The following is a 16,284-nucleotide window of genomic DNA, read 5'->3' on the forward strand; positions in this document are numbered from 1 at the left end:
TAAATTAAAAAAGCAAGAAAAAGCGAACGTATTTTCGCATATTAAAAGATATTAATCTTTTGTTCGCTTTTGGAAAATTATTTACAAAACTGCACGCCGCAATAAATCTAAGCCTGCCATAACTGCACTATGACGTACATAGGCGCGATCACGGGTGAAGTGATACAAGTGGGCCGTAACCTCTGTTTCACTTGCCAAACCAATCCAAACTGTTCCAGCTGCCTGACCTTCCAGCTCATCTGGTCCTGCTACACCAGTAAAACTTAATGCGTAGTCCGCACCAATAATTTTTCGGGCATTTTTAGCCATTGCTTTGGCGCAGGCTTCACTGACCACACCATACTCTTGCAATAGCGCTGCATCAATTTGCAAGAGTTTTTCTTTTTGCTCTTTTGCATAAGTTACAAAACCACCAGCAAAAACTTTCGAAGCGCCGCTGATATTGGCGAGGGTTGCTTGGAATTGTCCTGCCGTTAGACTTTCCGCTGCTGTTATACTGCAATTTTTTTCCTGCAATAATTTTACGACCACTGCTTCCAATGAATTTTCTTCACCGTAGCCGTAAAAGTATTCCCCCACCTCCTTTTTGATTGCAGCTTCTGTTTCATCTAATAATTTCATGCCCATTGCTTTATCAGGTGCCTTAACTGTCAGTCGCAGCGTAACTTCATTAGGTTTGGCGTAAGGCGCAATCGTGGGGTTTGTTTGTTTTTCAATTAAATCAGCTAACTGGCTCACCAATTTAGATTCCCCAATGCCGTAAAATCGCAATACCCGCGAAATCAGTTGGTCTGTTTGAGGAAATTTTTCTTCTAAAAGCGGTTTAGCGTGGTGTAAAAACATCGGACGCAATTCTGAAGGTGGGCCGGGCAAAAGTAAAAAGGCTGTCGTTGCACTTTGATAAAAAATGCCAATGGCAAGACCCGTTTCATTTGGTAGGGCAATTCCGTCTTCAAAAATGAGTACCTGTCTTAAATTATTCGGTGTCATTTCCCGTTTGGCTTTCGTAAAAAAAGCATCTAATTCTTTGCGACCAGCGTAATCTTCGACTAAGTTTTGACCAACGTGTTTTGCGACCACGTCTTTTGTTAAATCATCAGTCGTCGGCCCCAAACCACCACATAACACCACAAGATCACTGCGCTCATCTGCTATCTGCAGCAAGTTTTCTAAACGGGCGGGATTATCCCCCACCACGCTATGATAATAGACCTCAATTCCCAGGTCCGCCAATTCTTCTGAGATAAAAGTCGCGTTCGTATTAACGACTTGGCCTAATAGAATTTCTGTTCCCACTGCAATGATTTCTGCTTTCATACTAGCTCCTCACTTTCATATACGCATTTTGTAAAAAAAACAATGAGATCCTGCAAAATAAATTTCATTTTACAGCACCTCATTTCTTAGCTGGGGTTATGAAGTAAAAAAATCCCCACTTGTTTTATTTAACTATAAAAATTCCACATGAATAAATCGCTTCACAGCAAGTTTACAAAGCCTTTCTTCATGTCTGGCTTTTCAAACTAGCTTTATCGGCCTTAAGCTGAAATTTCAAGAAATTTGAAAGGCAATTTATTGAAACCCCATCTTAACGCTCAAAAGCTGAGCAAGTGTGAAAAGCCTTGATTTTTACATCGAGCCTTTAAAGACCGCGGTATTTTTAGCAAAATAATCAACACCTGAGTAAATCGTGAAGATCAGGCAGGCATAAAGTAAAATTTGATCAACAGGTAGCCCGATTAAGTTAAAGGGCATATTGTTTAAAAATAGGAAAATAATCGCAAGCATTTGAGTAGCTGTTTTTACTTTGCCTGGCCATGCGGCAGCCATCACTTCGCCGCCTTCGACTAATAATAAACGCAATCCTGTTACTGCTAATTCACGGCAGACGATAATTGCGACAACCCAACCAGGAGCTTTGTTCAAGTCAACCAACAAGATAAAAGCTGTCATAACGAGCATTTTGTCTGCTAGTGGATCCGCAAATTTACCAAAGTTTGTAACTAAGCCGCGAGCACGGGCGATATGACCGTCTAGCCAGTCGGTAAAACTTGCGACAGCAAAAATAATCGCTGCGACTAAATGGGTAATGGGTAGTTCAGTTGTTCCGAGTACTAGCGTGCCAAAATTAAAAGGCAGTACCAAAATCAAAATAAAAAGTGGAATCATACAGATTCGAATAACCGTCAACTTATTGGGTAAATTCAATTGAAAAAATCTCCTTTTCTACTTAAAACCGTCTATTCAGCCGTTTGATAATTAATTGCCAATGTTACATTTTTCCGTAAAGCCGGAATATTAGGGTCCGTATAATTCAAGTCTTTGCCATTGGCTTTGATACTTAAGTTGCCACTTGCACCTAAAACGATAGTCGCATTGGTCACAGCTTCAGGTAAAGTCGTTGACTGTGTTTCTCCTGCTTGCAATGTATATTGGTAAACATAGCCATTATTAACTAATACCCCAATCCAACAAGGACCATTGGCATTGCCAACAAAATCCAATTTAATTGGACCTTTGGCATCACTCAAACTAAAAACAGCTTCTGTTTGCGTATTGCTATCTAGTTTTACCGCCATTTCTTTTTCTTTTTTCTCAGATTCTTTCGTGGATTCTGCTGGTTTTGCTTCTGATTCTTTGGTGGAAGATTCAGCTACTTTACTCGTGGTAGTTGTTGCTTGATCCACTACCACTGAAGAATTGTCCGCAATCATTGGCGTTTGATTATTGCGATCTTGCCACGTCATGTAAAATACAATCACGACGATAACCAACGCAACCAACCCAAAGAAAATGACCGGTAACAACCGCATAACCGGGTTGCCGGTTTTTTCTTCTACGTGCAACGATTTTCTAGAGCCTTGGATGGTTTCTGGCTGCGGTCGTTTTGGCGGTGGCGGCGTTAGCGTTTCTTTGCCTGCTAACACGGCGACTAATTTGTCTCCATCTTCTCCGACTGCCTGGGCATACTGCTTCACAAAAGCCCGCACGTAAAAAGAACCCGGCAACAGATCTAATTCGCCGCTTTCGATTGCCTCTAAATAGCGTTTTTGAATTTTGGTAATTTGTTGTAATTCATCCAGTGAAATATTTTTATTTAAACGGGCTTGCCGTAATCTTGTGCCGATCGTTGTTGCTTCATTTGCCACTTACACATTCTCTCCAGTCTTTAATGCAGCCAGCCTCCTGTCACAGGAATTGTCGCACCGGTAATATATTGCGCATCTTGTTGAAATAAAAAGGCTACAGCTGCCGCGATTTCCTTAGCGTATGCTAGTCTTCCTAGCGGGATTTCTTCTATTAATTGTTTTAATTCAGTTGCTGTGAAATCTTCATTCATCTTCGTAGCAACAGCTCCTGGTGCAATGCAATTAACCGTACAGCCATTAGCGGCCACTTCTTTTGCATAGGCGTTGACAAAACTTTGCTGCCCGCCTTTAACCGCACTGTAAACAGTTTCTAGGCTGCTACCATTTAAACCATAAACAGAGCCGACAAAAACAATTCTTGCTTGGCTAGAACGCCGCAATTTTTCCTCCAAGCCCTGCAAAATCAGCAGCGGTGTCTCCAAATGTAGCTGCCACAGACGTCGCATGTCTTGTTGTGTATGTTCACCAAGCAGACCATATTTGGTAAAACCGGCGGCAAAAACAATGCCATCCACTTGAAACAAACCCGCCAAAAATGACGGAATATCGGGGGTTTCTAGCATATCTAAGCATACCATAAAAAAATCTTGCTGGGGATAGGTTTCCTTTAACTCGCTAACAAATTTTAATACTTTTTCTTCATTGCGATGATAGTGACAATATAACGACCAGCCGTCTTTGGCTAAAGCGCGACAAATTGCTTCACCAATATCGCCGCTAGCCCCCATTACAAGTGCACTTTTCATGCTTACTCCCCCTTAGGATACATGAAAAATTCACTCATAGCGTCTGCATTTATTAACCGCTGGCCACAGGTATAAATATCTTCTAAGGTTATCGACTGAATAATTTGGGGCAAATCAAACAACGTCAATTCACCAAATAAATTTTGGTTGAATTGATTGGCAATATATTCTAAGGAATTCAAAGACTGGAAGAATTTCCCTAGCATCCGTTTTTTCAATAAAGATAAGTTGGCTTCGTTAATTTCTTCATCCTCACCGTAATGGAGTAAGATTTCTTTTACGGCTTTGGTAAGTTCAGCCGGCTTGTCACTGTCGCCGCCAAAATCAGCAAAGCAAAAGGTGCGATCCAAATTAAACTCATAACCAAACGTATCATCAATAACCCCTTCATCATACAGGCGCAAATAATTTTTAGAAGTGGTACCTAAAAGCAGCTGCCACAACAAGCTAGCGGCTGTTTTGAAACGCAATAATTCCTTGTTGTCTGTCGGAAGATCCGCCGTCAACATTTTAATTCCCAAAATACCTTTAGCTCGCGCCACAGGCATTTCTAAGCGATCGACTTTTTTAATGTCTGTTAGCGTTTCGGCGGGAAATTCGCGTTTTATCGGTTGTGGTGTTGCAAATTTTTTGCCCGCTTGATTTTCTTTAATCAGCGTCATCATATTATCTGGATCAATGTTGCCCACCACAAATAATTTCATGTTGCTAGGATGATAAAAAGTGTTGTAGCAGGTGTATAAATCTTCAGCTGTAATTTCAGCAATACTTTCCACCGTTCCGGCAATATCAATGTGTAGGGGATGCTCTGGATATAAGTTGTTTATAATGCCAAAAAATTGCCGCCAATTCGGATCATCTTGATACATTTGAATTTCTTGACCGATAATTCCCTTTTCCTTATTCACACTTTCAGCTGTGAAATATGGGGCTTGCACAAAATCCAGTAAAGTCGTCACGTTTAAATCGATATTATCCGTTGCTGAAAACAAGTAACTGGTTTTCGTAAAGCTGGTAAAGGCATTGGCTGATGCGCCTTGTTTGCCAAAATCTTGAAAAACATCTCCTGTTTCTTTTTCAAACATTTTATGTTCCAAAAAGTGCGCAATTCCATCTGGCACAGTAATAAATTCTTTTTCCCCTAGTGGAATAAAACGATTGTCAATGGAGCCATAATCGGTTGTAAATAACCCATAAGTTTTATGAAACCCGGGTTTTGGCAGTAAGTAGACCGTTAAGCCATTGGGTAAAATTTCGCTGTATAAGGTTTCGTTTACCATTTCGTACACTTTTTTCATTATGAGGCGCTCCTTTCCAAGCAGTAAATGGCTTTTAATTCTACTGATAACGCCATTTTCTTCACTGCGTCGATCGTTACTGCGTCAACACCTTTAAGAAAAGCTTCCTCAGATGTTTTCGTCTGTGGTAGCCACAAGTCTAAATACGCATTTTCAATCAAGGCTTGGGGATTATCTAAAGACAATAAAAACTGATTTTTTAGCATCGCTTTGGTTTGTGCCAACTCTTCGGTAGAAACTTCCCCTTTTCTTAAGCTCTCCAACTGCTCGTTAATCAAACGCAACACAGCTTCTCTTTTTTCTTGGTCGATACCTGTCTGCACTTTTAACATGCCGCGAAAAGAATCAAAAGAAGAAGAGGCATAATAGGCTAAACTTTCTTTTTCCCTTACATTCATAAAGAGCTTGGAATGAGGAAAACCGCCAAATAGGCCATTGAAAACAAGTAAAGCAAAACGGTCGGCATCGCCGTAATAGGTATCCATTTGATAGGCTAAATTTAATTTAGCCTGTACCACTTGGTCGTATTCCACTTGCTCATTAATAATATTGCTGTGATTTTGTGCAAAGAATATTTCTGGTTTCACCCGCTCACCTTTTTCAAAAGGTAATTGCGCCAAAATTTCACTAACCGACTTGGCTTCAACGTCGCCAATAACAAAAATATCAATGTGATCTTCTGTCATCATTTTTTGATAGACAGCTACCAATTCTTCGGCCGTTAAACCTTCTGTTGTCGCCACAGTACCAAAACTTGGCACCTTTTGATCGGCAGAATTTTGGAAAAATAATTCCTGTAGGCGTAAAGAGGCAAAAGTCTGCTTATCTTCTTTCATGCTCTTTAAATAGGCGATTAAATTTTCTTTTTCAGTCGTAAAGGTCTTTTCATCAAAGGCCCCGTCTTTTACATTAGGGGCAAATAAAATCTCTTGCAAAAAAGCGACCGCTTGTGCAAATAAATCTTCTTCACCTACATAGCTTCCATTGACGATGGACATCCCAACGTTGACTTGGTGGATATTGCCTTTTTTAGCAACACTAACGCCAAAGCCTGCCCCGTAAAGTTCTGCTAAACGGGTACTTAACTCATTTTGAGTGGGGTAATTCAAACTATTTGTTTCTAATAAACTCGTTAATAACGTGCGGGCCGCCGCCGTTTTTTCACTGTGGCGGGCCGAAAAACGGATTAAAATCCGCGTTGTCTTATATTTCTTGGTGGGTATTACTTCAAGGTTGATACCACGGCCTAATTCAACTGACATATACATGCTCCTCATCAAATAATTTCAACTTCTCAAAGAAAAGTTGTCGCTACAATAAATTTTATTGCACTTCATATGCGTTTCATGCAAAAATTTGGGCACTCTTAGCGCTCCTAGTAGAGTTTGAATCTTACCGCTGCTTTATCAGAAAAGCTTTGCAAATTGCCTTTAGAAAAGCTGGTAAAATTACAATTTCTCGTGAAGAATTTCGCGCCCTTTTTGGCTATAAAGAAAAGGCGCGATAAAATTCTTATTTTTAAAGCTAAATCCTGTCGTTATGTGTACTTGCCACTCGTTTTCATTTTAAAACAACATCACTTTAATTATAGCATAGCCCTGTGGCAAAGGTTGATTTTACGCCTGTTTGCGATTTTGTTTCATATTATTTCAAATATTTAAAAATCTTCGTTATACTGTTTTTAGCAATCCGCATTTTAATGCAGATTTTTCATGATAGCTGAAGGTTTTTCACTTTCATTTTCAATGCGGGAAATAAAAGAAAGGAGCAAAAAAAAATGATTAAAGAATTTAAAGAGTTTTTAATGCGGGGTAGCGTCTTAGACCTAGCCGTTGGGGTTGTTATCGGGGGTGCTTTTACGAGCATCGTCAATCAAGTGGTGGAAGGTTTGATCACACCTTTAATTGGACTTATCGTGTCATTGTTCACTAAAAAAGGCGATTTAGATTCCGCCATGAACGTTTTGGACGTTAAAATTAACGGTGTCAAATTTGAATTTGGCAATGTCGTAAGTGCTATTATCACCTTTATCATCACTGGTTTTGTACTATTCATCATCGTAAAATTCGCCAACCGCGCGAAAGATTTACGCAAAAAAGAAGAAGTCGAAGAAGAACCAGAAATTACAGCTGAAGACTACTTAAAAGATATTCGCGATTTGTTGGAAGCACAAAGTGGACCTGCCACAAAAAAAGCACGGGAAGATTTGAATAATTCAGAATACTAAAAAAGACTCTGGGATAAACGTCAATTGACTTTTGTCCCAGAGCCTTTTTGCGATACAGATACAGAAGTTACTGCACTAAAAGACATGTGCTAACTTGTATTTTCAGCTTCTTTTTTCTAATTATATTTTTTACGCTAAATATAGCGACTGACTTCCCATTATTTGGTAGGTCTTGATAAAGCGGGCTTTTTCCACCTGCCGATCTTTGTGGCCATAAGGATCATTAACATAGACCCAATCTTGGCTAATCCCTGTAATCACGACGGCATGGCATAATGTCACTACGTTAATTGTGCCATGTTGCGTTTGCCACGTTTTTATTTCACCTTTAGCTGGCAGTCTAAAGTCTGTTGTTGTTTCCACCCAGACAGGTGTCCCCTGCTTAACTAAAGACTCAATTTCAGCAAAATCCAAATTACGGCTTGCATGAACAGCAACATCAGATTGCACCACCTGTTGTGCTACTTGGGCCACCGGTTCAACCCCAACGCCCATCGCCTCTAATCCTCCATTGATGTTCCCGACAAATCCATCTTGTGGATCGCCATGAAGCGTGTCGTTGACCCAAACGGGAACATAAGTTAATTTTTCTGCTAACTTATTTTTTGTAGTTTGATAGCCATAATAGTTTAACAGCATCGATAGTGCCGTAATTTCACAGCCATTTCCGAGCTTTTTTTCTTCATTTTGATTTTCCAGGGGCACTTGAATTGTTACGGCCTGTTGGTTTAAGACCGGCTGCATTTTAGCATAGACTGTTGAAATGCCCAATAAAGATGCCCCTAAGACAAGAACACCAAAGAAGATGCGTTTGATTTTCATCATCTCACCTACTATTCATCTAGCAAAACCCACGTAAAGGCAGAATTGTTCAAGTCCATACTTCCTGTTCCTGTTAAATTGAATTGTAAAAATTCTGCTTTTTTAGCTGGGTTAATCACGATATAGCCAATGGTTACTTTTTTCATTTCATGGGCAGCTAAATTTCCGATATTGTAATAGCTTTTCCCTTCGCCATGTTCACTAATAAAAACAGGTTCCCCATCGTGATCAAAAGGTTGTAAATAAGTCGCCTCGTCAAACTGATAACCTGCTTTTACTTTGTTCATTAATTGTAATTGTGGCGCAAAATACAAGTCCTTCACTTTTTTTGCAGTTTGATTGGTGATGGTGATGGTCATTTCGCGATACTGCGGTTGAATTTTTTGTTTGGCTAGTAGTTGATCGATCGTCTTGACGCCATCACCACGTTGATAACTACTGCCTTCATAGGTACCTAGATTGCCAGCTTTATCAATTAGACCGGCTTTGGCAAATTCTTCTACCTGCCCGATATATGCACGTTTGGCGTAATCTGGGAGTTGTTTTTGGGACGCATTTTCTTTTACTTGGATTTTCAAAGCGTCTTTTTTATCACCAAAACTTGCTTGAAAGGCTTCATTTTCATGGTAAATTGTTTTTTGATTTTCCTGAAGTGGCGTATAACTTTCTTTTGCTTTGTCCTCATTTTGATTTAGTGGTGTAACGGGTGTTGCTTTTTGGGCTGTCACCTTTTCCAAGCGCAAACCCGCAATGATTTTTTCTTGCTGTGCTTTATTTACAGTATGATCAAACATAATCTGCAAAATGCGGTTTTCTTCTGGTAGCATCAAATAAGAAACCGTATCATAAGAGCTGCCATTTCCCTGTCTTTTCACTGTATATACATCATGTTGCCCACTGGTTGACTTTACCGTGTCTACTGCGTTAGGGACTGTTAGTTTTTGATTTTTTTCCGGTTTAATAAGCGCTAGCGAAAACCCACCATCTCGAGTTTCTTCCCGCCAATATTTCATATTCTGAGTTTGGGGAATCGCCGTAAGTTCTTTTGGAACATAGGTTGCGTCAACACGATAATACGCTGTGTCCTCTGCTTCATTTTGTACAAATAGTGTCGTTAAAAAGCCATCTTTTTTGGTCGTGACTTCCCATATTTTATTGGCCGCAAAAGCGCTCGTTGGAATTAGAATTGCCGCTGCGGCAATTCCCATTAAGATTTTTTTATAGCGTTTGTTTTTATTCGTTGGCCGCTGCTTTTTCTTTATATTACGAATAATTTTTTCTTGCTTGATGTCATCAAAGGGCATCCCCGTATCTTGCAATAATTTAGTCAATTGCGCATCGTCTAAATGGGACAAGGGGTTATTCTCGTATTTTTTAGTCATTTATTGCACCTTCTTTAAGTAATTTGTCCATTATAATTTGAATTTTCTTTTTCCCGCGATACAAACGCCGATTCACCTCATCAACACTCAACTGTAACCTTTCACTAATAAATGCCGGCTTCCATTCTAAAAAGAAACGTTGAAAGCAAATGGTTCGGGTCGGTTCGCTTAATGTTTCAATCGCTTGAAAAAAAGCCCGCCAAATAGCGTCGTCTGCCTGCTCTTTTTCAGGGATTGTCTCAAGTAAAAAAACATCATCGGTCTCCACTATTTTTTGTTGTGCTTTCAATCGATTCAAGGCCATGCTTTTTGTCATTAATGCTAAATAATTTTTCAGCGATCCTTTCTTTTCATCATATTTTTCTGGCTGATTCCAAAAACGTAAAAAGACGTCACTCACTAATTCTTCTAAATCTTCTGCTGAACCTTGTTTGCCGATAATCGACCAACCCACCGCCCATAATAATTTCGAATATTCTTTGATCAGTCGATTAAAGGCCACTTCGTCACGAAGTGTAATAGCTGCAGCTATTTCTTTATCCTTCAAGTTATCTCCTCCACTTCACACATATATACAGCAAAAAATGTAAAAATCCTCCCTTAAAATTAATTTTCTAAAAAAAGATAAAAGAATTCACTTTTCTAATGCCTTTTTTTGGCTTCTTTTACTTAAGGCTGCTCTTTTTACATTCTTGATTTGTACGAAATATTTCTAGTCCTGATAGTACAAAAAAAGCTCTTACACCAACTTATAATAATTGGTGTAAGAGACTCTTTAAAGTGCTTCTTGCTGCATATCGATATGGGGAATATCGTCTTCTAAATAGATTTCAGAAATGGCTTTAAAACCAAAGCTGGCATAAAAATCTTGCAGATAAGCTTGAGCGCCAATGACAATTTTTTTACCCGGAAATCTTTCTTTGATAACAGCAAGCGTCTTGGCAACAACTTTCTTTCCTAAGCCTGTGCCACGGAAATTTTTGTTCACGAGCACCCGGCCAAAATGCACCGCTTTTGCTTCTTCATAAATTCGGGTATACGCCGCAATTTGTCCGTCTTCTGTGACAAAGTACGTGTGTAGTGCCACTTCATCGGTTTCATCAATTTCTTGATAGGGACAATTCTGCTCTACGACAAAAACTGCGACCCGCTCTTTTGCCACTTGATAAAACTCTTTGGTCGTTAATTCAGCAAAACTTTTTACAATATATTCCATTTCTACCTCCTCAGATTGAACGATAAATATCTGGTAAATTCTAGCTAAATATTAAAAAAATACGAAAGCCCAGCTGAGCCTTCGTAATTTTTTATATTGCATCACCTAAAAATTCGATTTCGACAGTGCGAGTTAAAACATCGGAATAACTGTAGGAAACTCGTTCGAAAGAATTTTCTTCTGGATCTAAATCGACTACGAAAACAGAAGGGTATGTTTCTGTAAGAATCCCTTTGCGTTCGGTTTGACGTTTACGACCAGTTTGAGCCACCAGCATAATTTCACTGCCAATGCGACATTCTAAATCTTTTTTGATAGAAGCTAAAGTTGTTGGCATCGCGTTCACCTCGCTTGCCATCTTATCACATTTTTCTGAAAATTTCAAGTTTATCATAAATTTTTTGTCGTTTCAATACTGAATTTCGCGTTATTTTTTTCCTTTTTAAAAGGTTCTATTTTCAAAAAAATTTCAAGAGCTCATTTTCATTTCCTTGCGGATTTTCCTGCGCGCCCGTTCTAAGGCACACCCAATTTTTTGCTGACTCATGGCACGTTGATAGGCATAATATTCCACCTGTTCTCCTTTTAAGTAAGCCTGCAATACATCCGCTTCCAACCTTGATAATAAGCAAAAAGCCACCCGCAACTTCTCTTCTAATAATAGTTGCTCTTCGGCGAAAACGACACTTTGATTATGGGCCACTAAAAAGTCTGCCCCTTCTTTTGCTATCTTTTCTTCTAAAGAGATGGCTTCTACCATTCCCTTTCTTTTATAGGCACCTTGTTTTCGCAACTCGCTTTTTATTTTATTTTCAAAGTTGTTTCTAAAAAAGGTACCAAAAGAAACACCACGACACGTTTCATAACAAGATAAAGAATAAAAAAAACTGATACGCCCTTCTTGTAACCAATCATCGTAATCGAAATCTCGCAAATAATAGCGTCCCATCACTTTATAAATAACCGGTCGATAATCAAAAAAGAGCTTTTCAAAAACTTCCATGTGTCTCAAAACTACTTGGGGGTTAAAATCTGTTCTCATCATTTTAATGCCTCCTCCCAAATTCTCTTGCTTTTTGACTGTACCACGAAAAAAAGCCCAACCAGTTTCATCCGGCGGGCTAATCTAGCGTTGGGGAATTTTTAATTCTTTTTGCTTAATTCTTGTAACTTTTGCTGCAATTCGGAAAGTTGCAGATCATTCCAAGGCGAATTGCGGCGAAAATTACTAAATTTCAAATCTTCTTGGTGTTCTGAAATCAATTTGTTGGTTTTGTGGACTGCTTTGTACAACTCACGAGCAGAAGTCCGTAACGCACCTTGGGAGAATACCACCCACTGCTCAGCCAAATCACTCGTAGCTACTGTGACTTGGGTTAAGGCATTATTTAACTCGCCGGCAACCCGCTCAATATAACTATCGGCTGTTTCCCCTTCTTCAGTGAAAATTACTTGCAGTTGATATTTCGTATAGCGTTGGGTAATACCGGGTACAAATTGGGCATCAAAAACGACAATGATTTCTAAGCCCTCATATTTGGCATAATTTGACAACAAATTCAGCAGTGTTTCTCTTGCGTCTTCTAATTTCTCGGCTTTTTTTAGTGAAACCAATTCTGGCCAAGCACCAATCATGTTATAGCCATCGACAATTAATAGTTGTTTTTTCACCCTATTCACCTGCCCGTTGGCTGAAGGCTTGATACATCAAAAGGCCACTGGCTACGCTGGCATTTAAACTTTGAACGTGTCCGACCATAGGAATGGTCAACAGTTCGTCCACTGATTTCATCAAACCGGCACTCATCCCTTTGCCTTCATTGCCGATGATCAAACCAATTTTCCCTTTGGCATTCCACTTGCGATAATCTGTGCCTTCCATGGCGGTACCAAAAATCCAAAAGCCAGCATCTTTTAACTGCTGAACAGCTTGACTTAAATTGGTCACGCGGGCAATTGGCATATGTTCTACTGCTCCTGTTGATGTCTTCACCACAATCGGCGTAATTCCCACGGCGCGATGTTTAGGAATAATGACTCCATCAACGCCGGCAGCATCGGCAGTACGTAAAATCGAACCAAAATTATGGGGATCTTCTAGATTATCCAAAATCAGATAAAAAGGATTTTCTTTCGTTGTTGTTTCCAGCAACTCAGCTAAGGAGAGATATTCATAAGGTGTAATCGCCAACACCATTCCTTGGTGAACCCCGCTGTCACTCATGGTATCTAATTTATTTTTAGGCACCCATTTAACCGGGACTGCTTGTTCGGTGGCCAAAGTTTTTAAGCCTTCGATTTTATCTCCACGAGCATCTTCTGCTAAAAATAATTTGTTACCGCGGCCAGCTTTTAAAGCTTCCACTACCGCATGATGACCAAAGACAAAATTTTCATTGACCTCGGTTTCTTGACTGTTGTTTGCATCGCTGAGTTTTTTATCTGCTTTAAAATTAGCTGACTTTTTATGACGGAAATTTCCTTTGTCGTCAAAGTTTTTTCCACGTCTATTTTTATCTTTTGTGCCATAACTTGCGCGGCTTTGATTTCTTTGCAGCTTGTCATCTCGCTTATTTGCCATTTGTTTCACCTACTTTCTTGATACACCAGTCTATCAGCTCTTCTAAGCGTTCTTTTTTATTTAGCAAATGAAGATAACCCATCAACGCTTCAAAGCCTGTCGCGATGCGATACGTGGTAACATCGGCATTTTTGGCACTGGTATGACTTTTACTATTGCGACCACGGCGATAGAACAATTCTTCTTCTTCTGTTAAAATTTTGGCAGCTAACATTTCGTTCATTAAAAAAGCTTGCGCCTTGGCTGAAACGTAGTGGGTTGCTTGTTTGTGTAATTGATTAGGACGACTTTGACCTGTAGACACTAAATAATCACGAATATAAACTTCGTAAATCGCATCTCCCACATAAGCTAGTGCCAAACCATTTAATTGTGTGTAATCTCTCATGCTTCTCGTCTCCAACGGGTACCTTGCGCGGTATCTTCTAGAATAATCCCTTGTTCTTTTAATTGATCGCGAATTTCATCACTGCGGGCAAAATCTTTATTTTGACGCGCTTCAATTCGTTTGGCAATCAATTTTTCGATTTCTTCGTCTAATAATTCATTACTGATAAAATGAATCCCAAAGACTGCCAACCACGCTTGGAATTTTTCAATCGCAGCTTGTAAAACAACTTGTGAAACGTCACTTTGCTCAGCATAGGTGTTTAGCCATTTTGCTAATTCATAAACGACTGTGATACCGTTAGCAGCATTAAAGTCATCATCCATCTCAGTGACAAACCGCTTTTCCAACTCTTGTAACTCCGCTAATTTCACGTCATCATCTGCTAAGGTGTCTTGTGCTGCTTTAAGACGGAAATTCGCATTTTCACTTGCTGTTTTTAGGCGTTGCAAATTATTAGCGGCATCTTTTAAAGTTTGCTCACTGTAGCGAATCGGGCGGCGGTATTGCGTTGTCGCCATAAAGAAACGCAAAACTTGGGGCTCAACTTTTTGAATCAAATCATGAACAGTTACAAAATTCCCTAGTGACTTACTCATTTTTTCATCATCTTCACCAATTGTCACATAACCGTTATGCATCCAATAATTTGCAAAGGTATGGCCTGTTTTTGCTTCACTTTGCGCAATCTCATTTTCATGGTGCGGAAATTCCAAATCTTGGCCACCACCGTGAATATCAATGGTATCACCCAAGTGTTTGGTGGCCATGACAGAGCATTCAATATGCCAGCCCGGACGTCCAGCTCCCCACGGTGAATCCCAAGAAATCTCTGCTGGCTTCGCACTTTTCCATAAAGCAAAATCTAATGGATCTTCTTTAATATTTTGTTCGGTGCCCGTTCGTTGGCTCGCCCCTACTTCTAATTCATCGATTGATTGATCACTTAACTTGCCGTAATTTTCAAATTTACGGGTGCGATAATACACATCGCCACCTGCTTCGTAGGCGTAGCCTTTTTCTATTAAGACGCTAATAAAATCAACGATGTCAACAATATGATCCATTACCCGCGGATGTAGCGTTGCCGGCTTAACATTTAAAGCATTGGTATCTTCTTCAAAAGCGTGAATAAAACGCTCCGCCACTGCTGGTGCTGTTACTCCAAGTTCTTTCGCCGCGCGAATAATTTTATCATCAACGTCTGTAAAATTAGACACATAATTCACCTGAAAGCCACGGTATTCAAAGTAACGGCGAATTGTGTCAAAAGCAATCGTACTTCTAGCATTGCCGATATGAATATAATTGTAAACCGTTGGCCCGCAGACATACATACGAACCTTATCTGCTTCAATTGGTTTAAATATCTCTTTTTCCCGCGTCATTGTATTGTAAATCTTTATCATATTTCAACCTTCTTTCCTGCAATTCGAACAACTTTGGCCGGGACTCCGACCGCTGTTGCTTCATCTGGAATGTCTTTTAAAACGACGGCACCAGCACCGATCTTTGCATTTTGACCAATTGTCACCGGGCCTAAAATTTGAGCATTGGCGGAAATCATTGCACCAGTTTTTACCGTGGGGTGTCTTTTTCCACCATGTTTACCTGTACCACCTAAAGTGACACCATGAAACAATACCACATCATCGCCAACTTCTGCTGTTTCACCAATCACCACGCCCATACCATGATCGATGAAAACACCCTGACCGATTTTAGCGCCTGGATGAATCTCAATCCCCGTTAAAAAACGCTGAAATTGAGAACTTAGCCGTGCCCATAAAAACAGCTTGTGATTGTACAAAAAATGTTCAAAGCGATGCCAAAACAGCGCATGTATCCCAGGATATGTCAAAATAATTTCCAATGTGTGTCGGGCCGCCGGATCATTTTCCTTGGCCGCTTGAATCGCACGTCTCCCCCACCCCATCATGTTCCCTCCTAATTTAGATGTTTAAAACAACCGGTTTGCTAGCGAGCGGTAAGATAAAATAGATGCAATGATGCTCTTTATCATTGAAACTATTTTTCTTACTGCCGAGCTGGCAGGTTGTTTAAAACTCGTTTTCGTTAGATGTTTAAAATGATTGGGCTGATGGTAAGCAATAAGATAAAGGGGCTAAAGTGACGTATTTTGTCACTTAAGACACTTTTTTTATTGCCGAACTATCAAATCATTTTGAACTCGTTTTTTAGATGTTTTAGCAGCTCGTTTAGAAAATGAGCAACAAGGCAAACAAACGTGAATGATGCTTTTTGTCATTTGCGATTGTTTTCTTGTTGTCGATTTTTCTAGCTGCTAAAACTCGACTTGTAAGATGTTTAAAACAACCGGTTTGCTAGCGAGCAGTAAGATAAAATAGATGCAATGATGTTTTTTATCATTGAAACTATTTTTCTTACTGCCGAGCTAGCAGGTTGTTTTGAACTCGTTTTTTAGATGTTTTAATAGCTCGTTTAGAAAATGAG

At 39.7% G+C, this 16,284-nt stretch carries 18 protein-coding genes; 1 reads left to right on the top strand and 17 read right to left on the bottom strand.

Features of this window, described 5'->3' with window-relative positions; genetic code table 11:
- Positions 1 to 81: 81 nt before the first annotated feature.
- From JZO76_RS02770 to yfmF, 6 genes are all read right to left on the bottom strand, one after another.
- A complete protein-coding gene (locus JZO76_RS02770) occupies positions 82 to 1,317 on the bottom strand; it encodes a competence/damage-inducible protein A (RefSeq protein WP_206902649.1) in 1,236 nt (411 codons plus the stop codon).
- A gap of 312 nt (positions 1,318 to 1,629) precedes the next feature.
- On the bottom strand, positions 1,630 to 2,208 hold the full coding sequence (gene pgsA / locus JZO76_RS02775) for a CDP-diacylglycerol--glycerol-3-phosphate 3-phosphatidyltransferase (protein WP_206902650.1): 579 nt from the start codon (positions 2,206 to 2,208) through the stop codon (positions 1,630 to 1,632).
- Positions 2,209 to 2,240: 32 nt separating this feature from the next.
- Positions 2,241 to 3,149 carry a helix-turn-helix domain-containing protein gene (locus JZO76_RS02780; RefSeq protein WP_206902651.1) on the bottom strand — a complete coding sequence of 303 codons (909 nt, stop codon included), beginning with the start codon at positions 3,147 to 3,149 and terminating at the stop codon, positions 2,241 to 2,243.
- A 20-nt stretch (positions 3,150 to 3,169) separates the two neighbouring features.
- Complete coding sequence (gene ymfI / locus JZO76_RS02785) at positions 3,170 to 3,895, bottom strand: elongation factor P 5-aminopentanone reductase (protein WP_206902652.1); 726 nt, start codon at positions 3,893 to 3,895, stop codon at positions 3,170 to 3,172.
- 2 nt (positions 3,896 to 3,897) lie between these two features.
- Positions 3,898 to 5,196, bottom strand: coding sequence for an EF-P 5-aminopentanol modification-associated protein YfmH (yfmH, locus tag JZO76_RS02790; RefSeq protein ID WP_206902672.1), 1,299 nt, complete (start codon positions 5,194 to 5,196; stop codon positions 3,898 to 3,900).
- On the bottom strand, positions 5,193 to 6,455 hold the full coding sequence (gene yfmF, locus JZO76_RS02795; RefSeq protein WP_206902653.1) for an EF-P 5-aminopentanol modification-associated protein YfmF: 1,263 nt from the start codon (positions 6,453 to 6,455) through the stop codon (positions 5,193 to 5,195). The genes yfmH and yfmF overlap by 4 nt, the downstream gene beginning before the upstream one ends.
- Before the next feature lie 515 nt (positions 6,456 to 6,970).
- Here yfmF and mscL point away from each other — a divergent pair.
- Positions 6,971 to 7,420, top strand: a complete 450-nt coding sequence (gene mscL / locus JZO76_RS02800) for a large conductance mechanosensitive channel protein MscL (RefSeq protein ID WP_206902654.1) — start codon at positions 6,971 to 6,973, stop codon at positions 7,418 to 7,420.
- 129 nt (positions 7,421 to 7,549) lie between these two features.
- On the opposite strand, the gene JZO76_RS02805 is transcribed toward mscL, so the two are convergent.
- The 11 genes from JZO76_RS02805 to epsC form a co-directional block, all read right to left on the bottom strand.
- Positions 7,550 to 8,242: a C39 family peptidase gene (locus tag JZO76_RS02805; RefSeq protein ID WP_242595750.1), complete on the bottom strand. Its 693-nt coding sequence runs from the start codon at positions 8,240 to 8,242 to the stop codon at positions 7,550 to 7,552.
- An 11-nt stretch (positions 8,243 to 8,253) separates the two neighbouring features.
- On the bottom strand, positions 8,254 to 9,624 hold the full coding sequence (locus JZO76_RS02810) for a hypothetical protein (RefSeq protein WP_206902656.1): 1,371 nt from the start codon (positions 9,622 to 9,624) through the stop codon (positions 8,254 to 8,256).
- Positions 9,617 to 10,171, bottom strand: a complete 555-nt coding sequence (locus JZO76_RS02815) for an RNA polymerase sigma factor (protein WP_206902657.1) — start codon at positions 10,169 to 10,171, stop codon at positions 9,617 to 9,619. The genes JZO76_RS02810 and JZO76_RS02815 overlap by 8 nt, the downstream gene beginning before the upstream one ends.
- 228 nt (positions 10,172 to 10,399) lie before the next feature.
- Positions 10,400 to 10,840 carry a GNAT family N-acetyltransferase gene (locus tag JZO76_RS02820; RefSeq protein ID WP_206902658.1) on the bottom strand — a complete coding sequence of 147 codons (441 nt, stop codon included), beginning with the start codon at positions 10,838 to 10,840 and terminating at the stop codon, positions 10,400 to 10,402.
- A 91-nt stretch (positions 10,841 to 10,931) separates the two neighbouring features.
- Positions 10,932 to 11,234, bottom strand: a complete 303-nt coding sequence (locus tag JZO76_RS02825) for a Veg family protein (protein ID WP_396139821.1) — start codon at positions 11,232 to 11,234, stop codon at positions 10,932 to 10,934.
- A 75-nt stretch (positions 11,235 to 11,309) separates the two neighbouring features.
- The gene (locus JZO76_RS02830; protein ID WP_206902659.1) at positions 11,310 to 11,885 is read right to left on the bottom strand and encodes a sigma-70 family RNA polymerase sigma factor; all 576 of its coding nucleotides are present in this window, start codon (positions 11,883 to 11,885) and stop codon (positions 11,310 to 11,312) included.
- 98 nt (positions 11,886 to 11,983) lie between these two features.
- A complete protein-coding gene (locus JZO76_RS02835; RefSeq protein ID WP_206902660.1) occupies positions 11,984 to 12,511 on the bottom strand; it encodes an NYN domain-containing protein in 528 nt (175 codons plus the stop codon).
- Between the two features lies 1 nt (position 12,512).
- The gene (gene rlmB / locus JZO76_RS02840; RefSeq protein WP_206902661.1) at positions 12,513 to 13,421 is read right to left on the bottom strand and encodes a 23S rRNA (guanosine(2251)-2'-O)-methyltransferase RlmB; all 909 of its coding nucleotides are present in this window, start codon (positions 13,419 to 13,421) and stop codon (positions 12,513 to 12,515) included.
- On the bottom strand, positions 13,411 to 13,809 hold the full coding sequence (locus JZO76_RS02845; protein WP_206902662.1) for a Mini-ribonuclease 3: 399 nt from the start codon (positions 13,807 to 13,809) through the stop codon (positions 13,411 to 13,413). The genes rlmB and JZO76_RS02845 overlap by 11 nt, the downstream gene beginning before the upstream one ends.
- Positions 13,806 to 15,218: a cysteine--tRNA ligase gene (cysS, locus tag JZO76_RS02850; protein ID WP_206902663.1), complete on the bottom strand. Its 1,413-nt coding sequence runs from the start codon at positions 15,216 to 15,218 to the stop codon at positions 13,806 to 13,808. The genes JZO76_RS02845 and cysS overlap by 4 nt, the downstream gene beginning before the upstream one ends.
- Complete coding sequence (gene epsC / locus JZO76_RS02855) at positions 15,215 to 15,745, bottom strand: serine O-acetyltransferase EpsC (RefSeq protein ID WP_206902664.1); 531 nt, start codon at positions 15,743 to 15,745, stop codon at positions 15,215 to 15,217. The genes cysS and epsC overlap by 4 nt, the downstream gene beginning before the upstream one ends.
- Positions 15,746 to 16,284: the final 539 nt, after the last annotated feature.

Origin of the sequence: Candidatus Enterococcus myersii (assembly GCF_017316025.1) — a bacterium.
GTDB lineage: Bacteria > Bacillota > Bacilli > Lactobacillales > Enterococcaceae > Enterococcus_C > Enterococcus_C montenegrensis.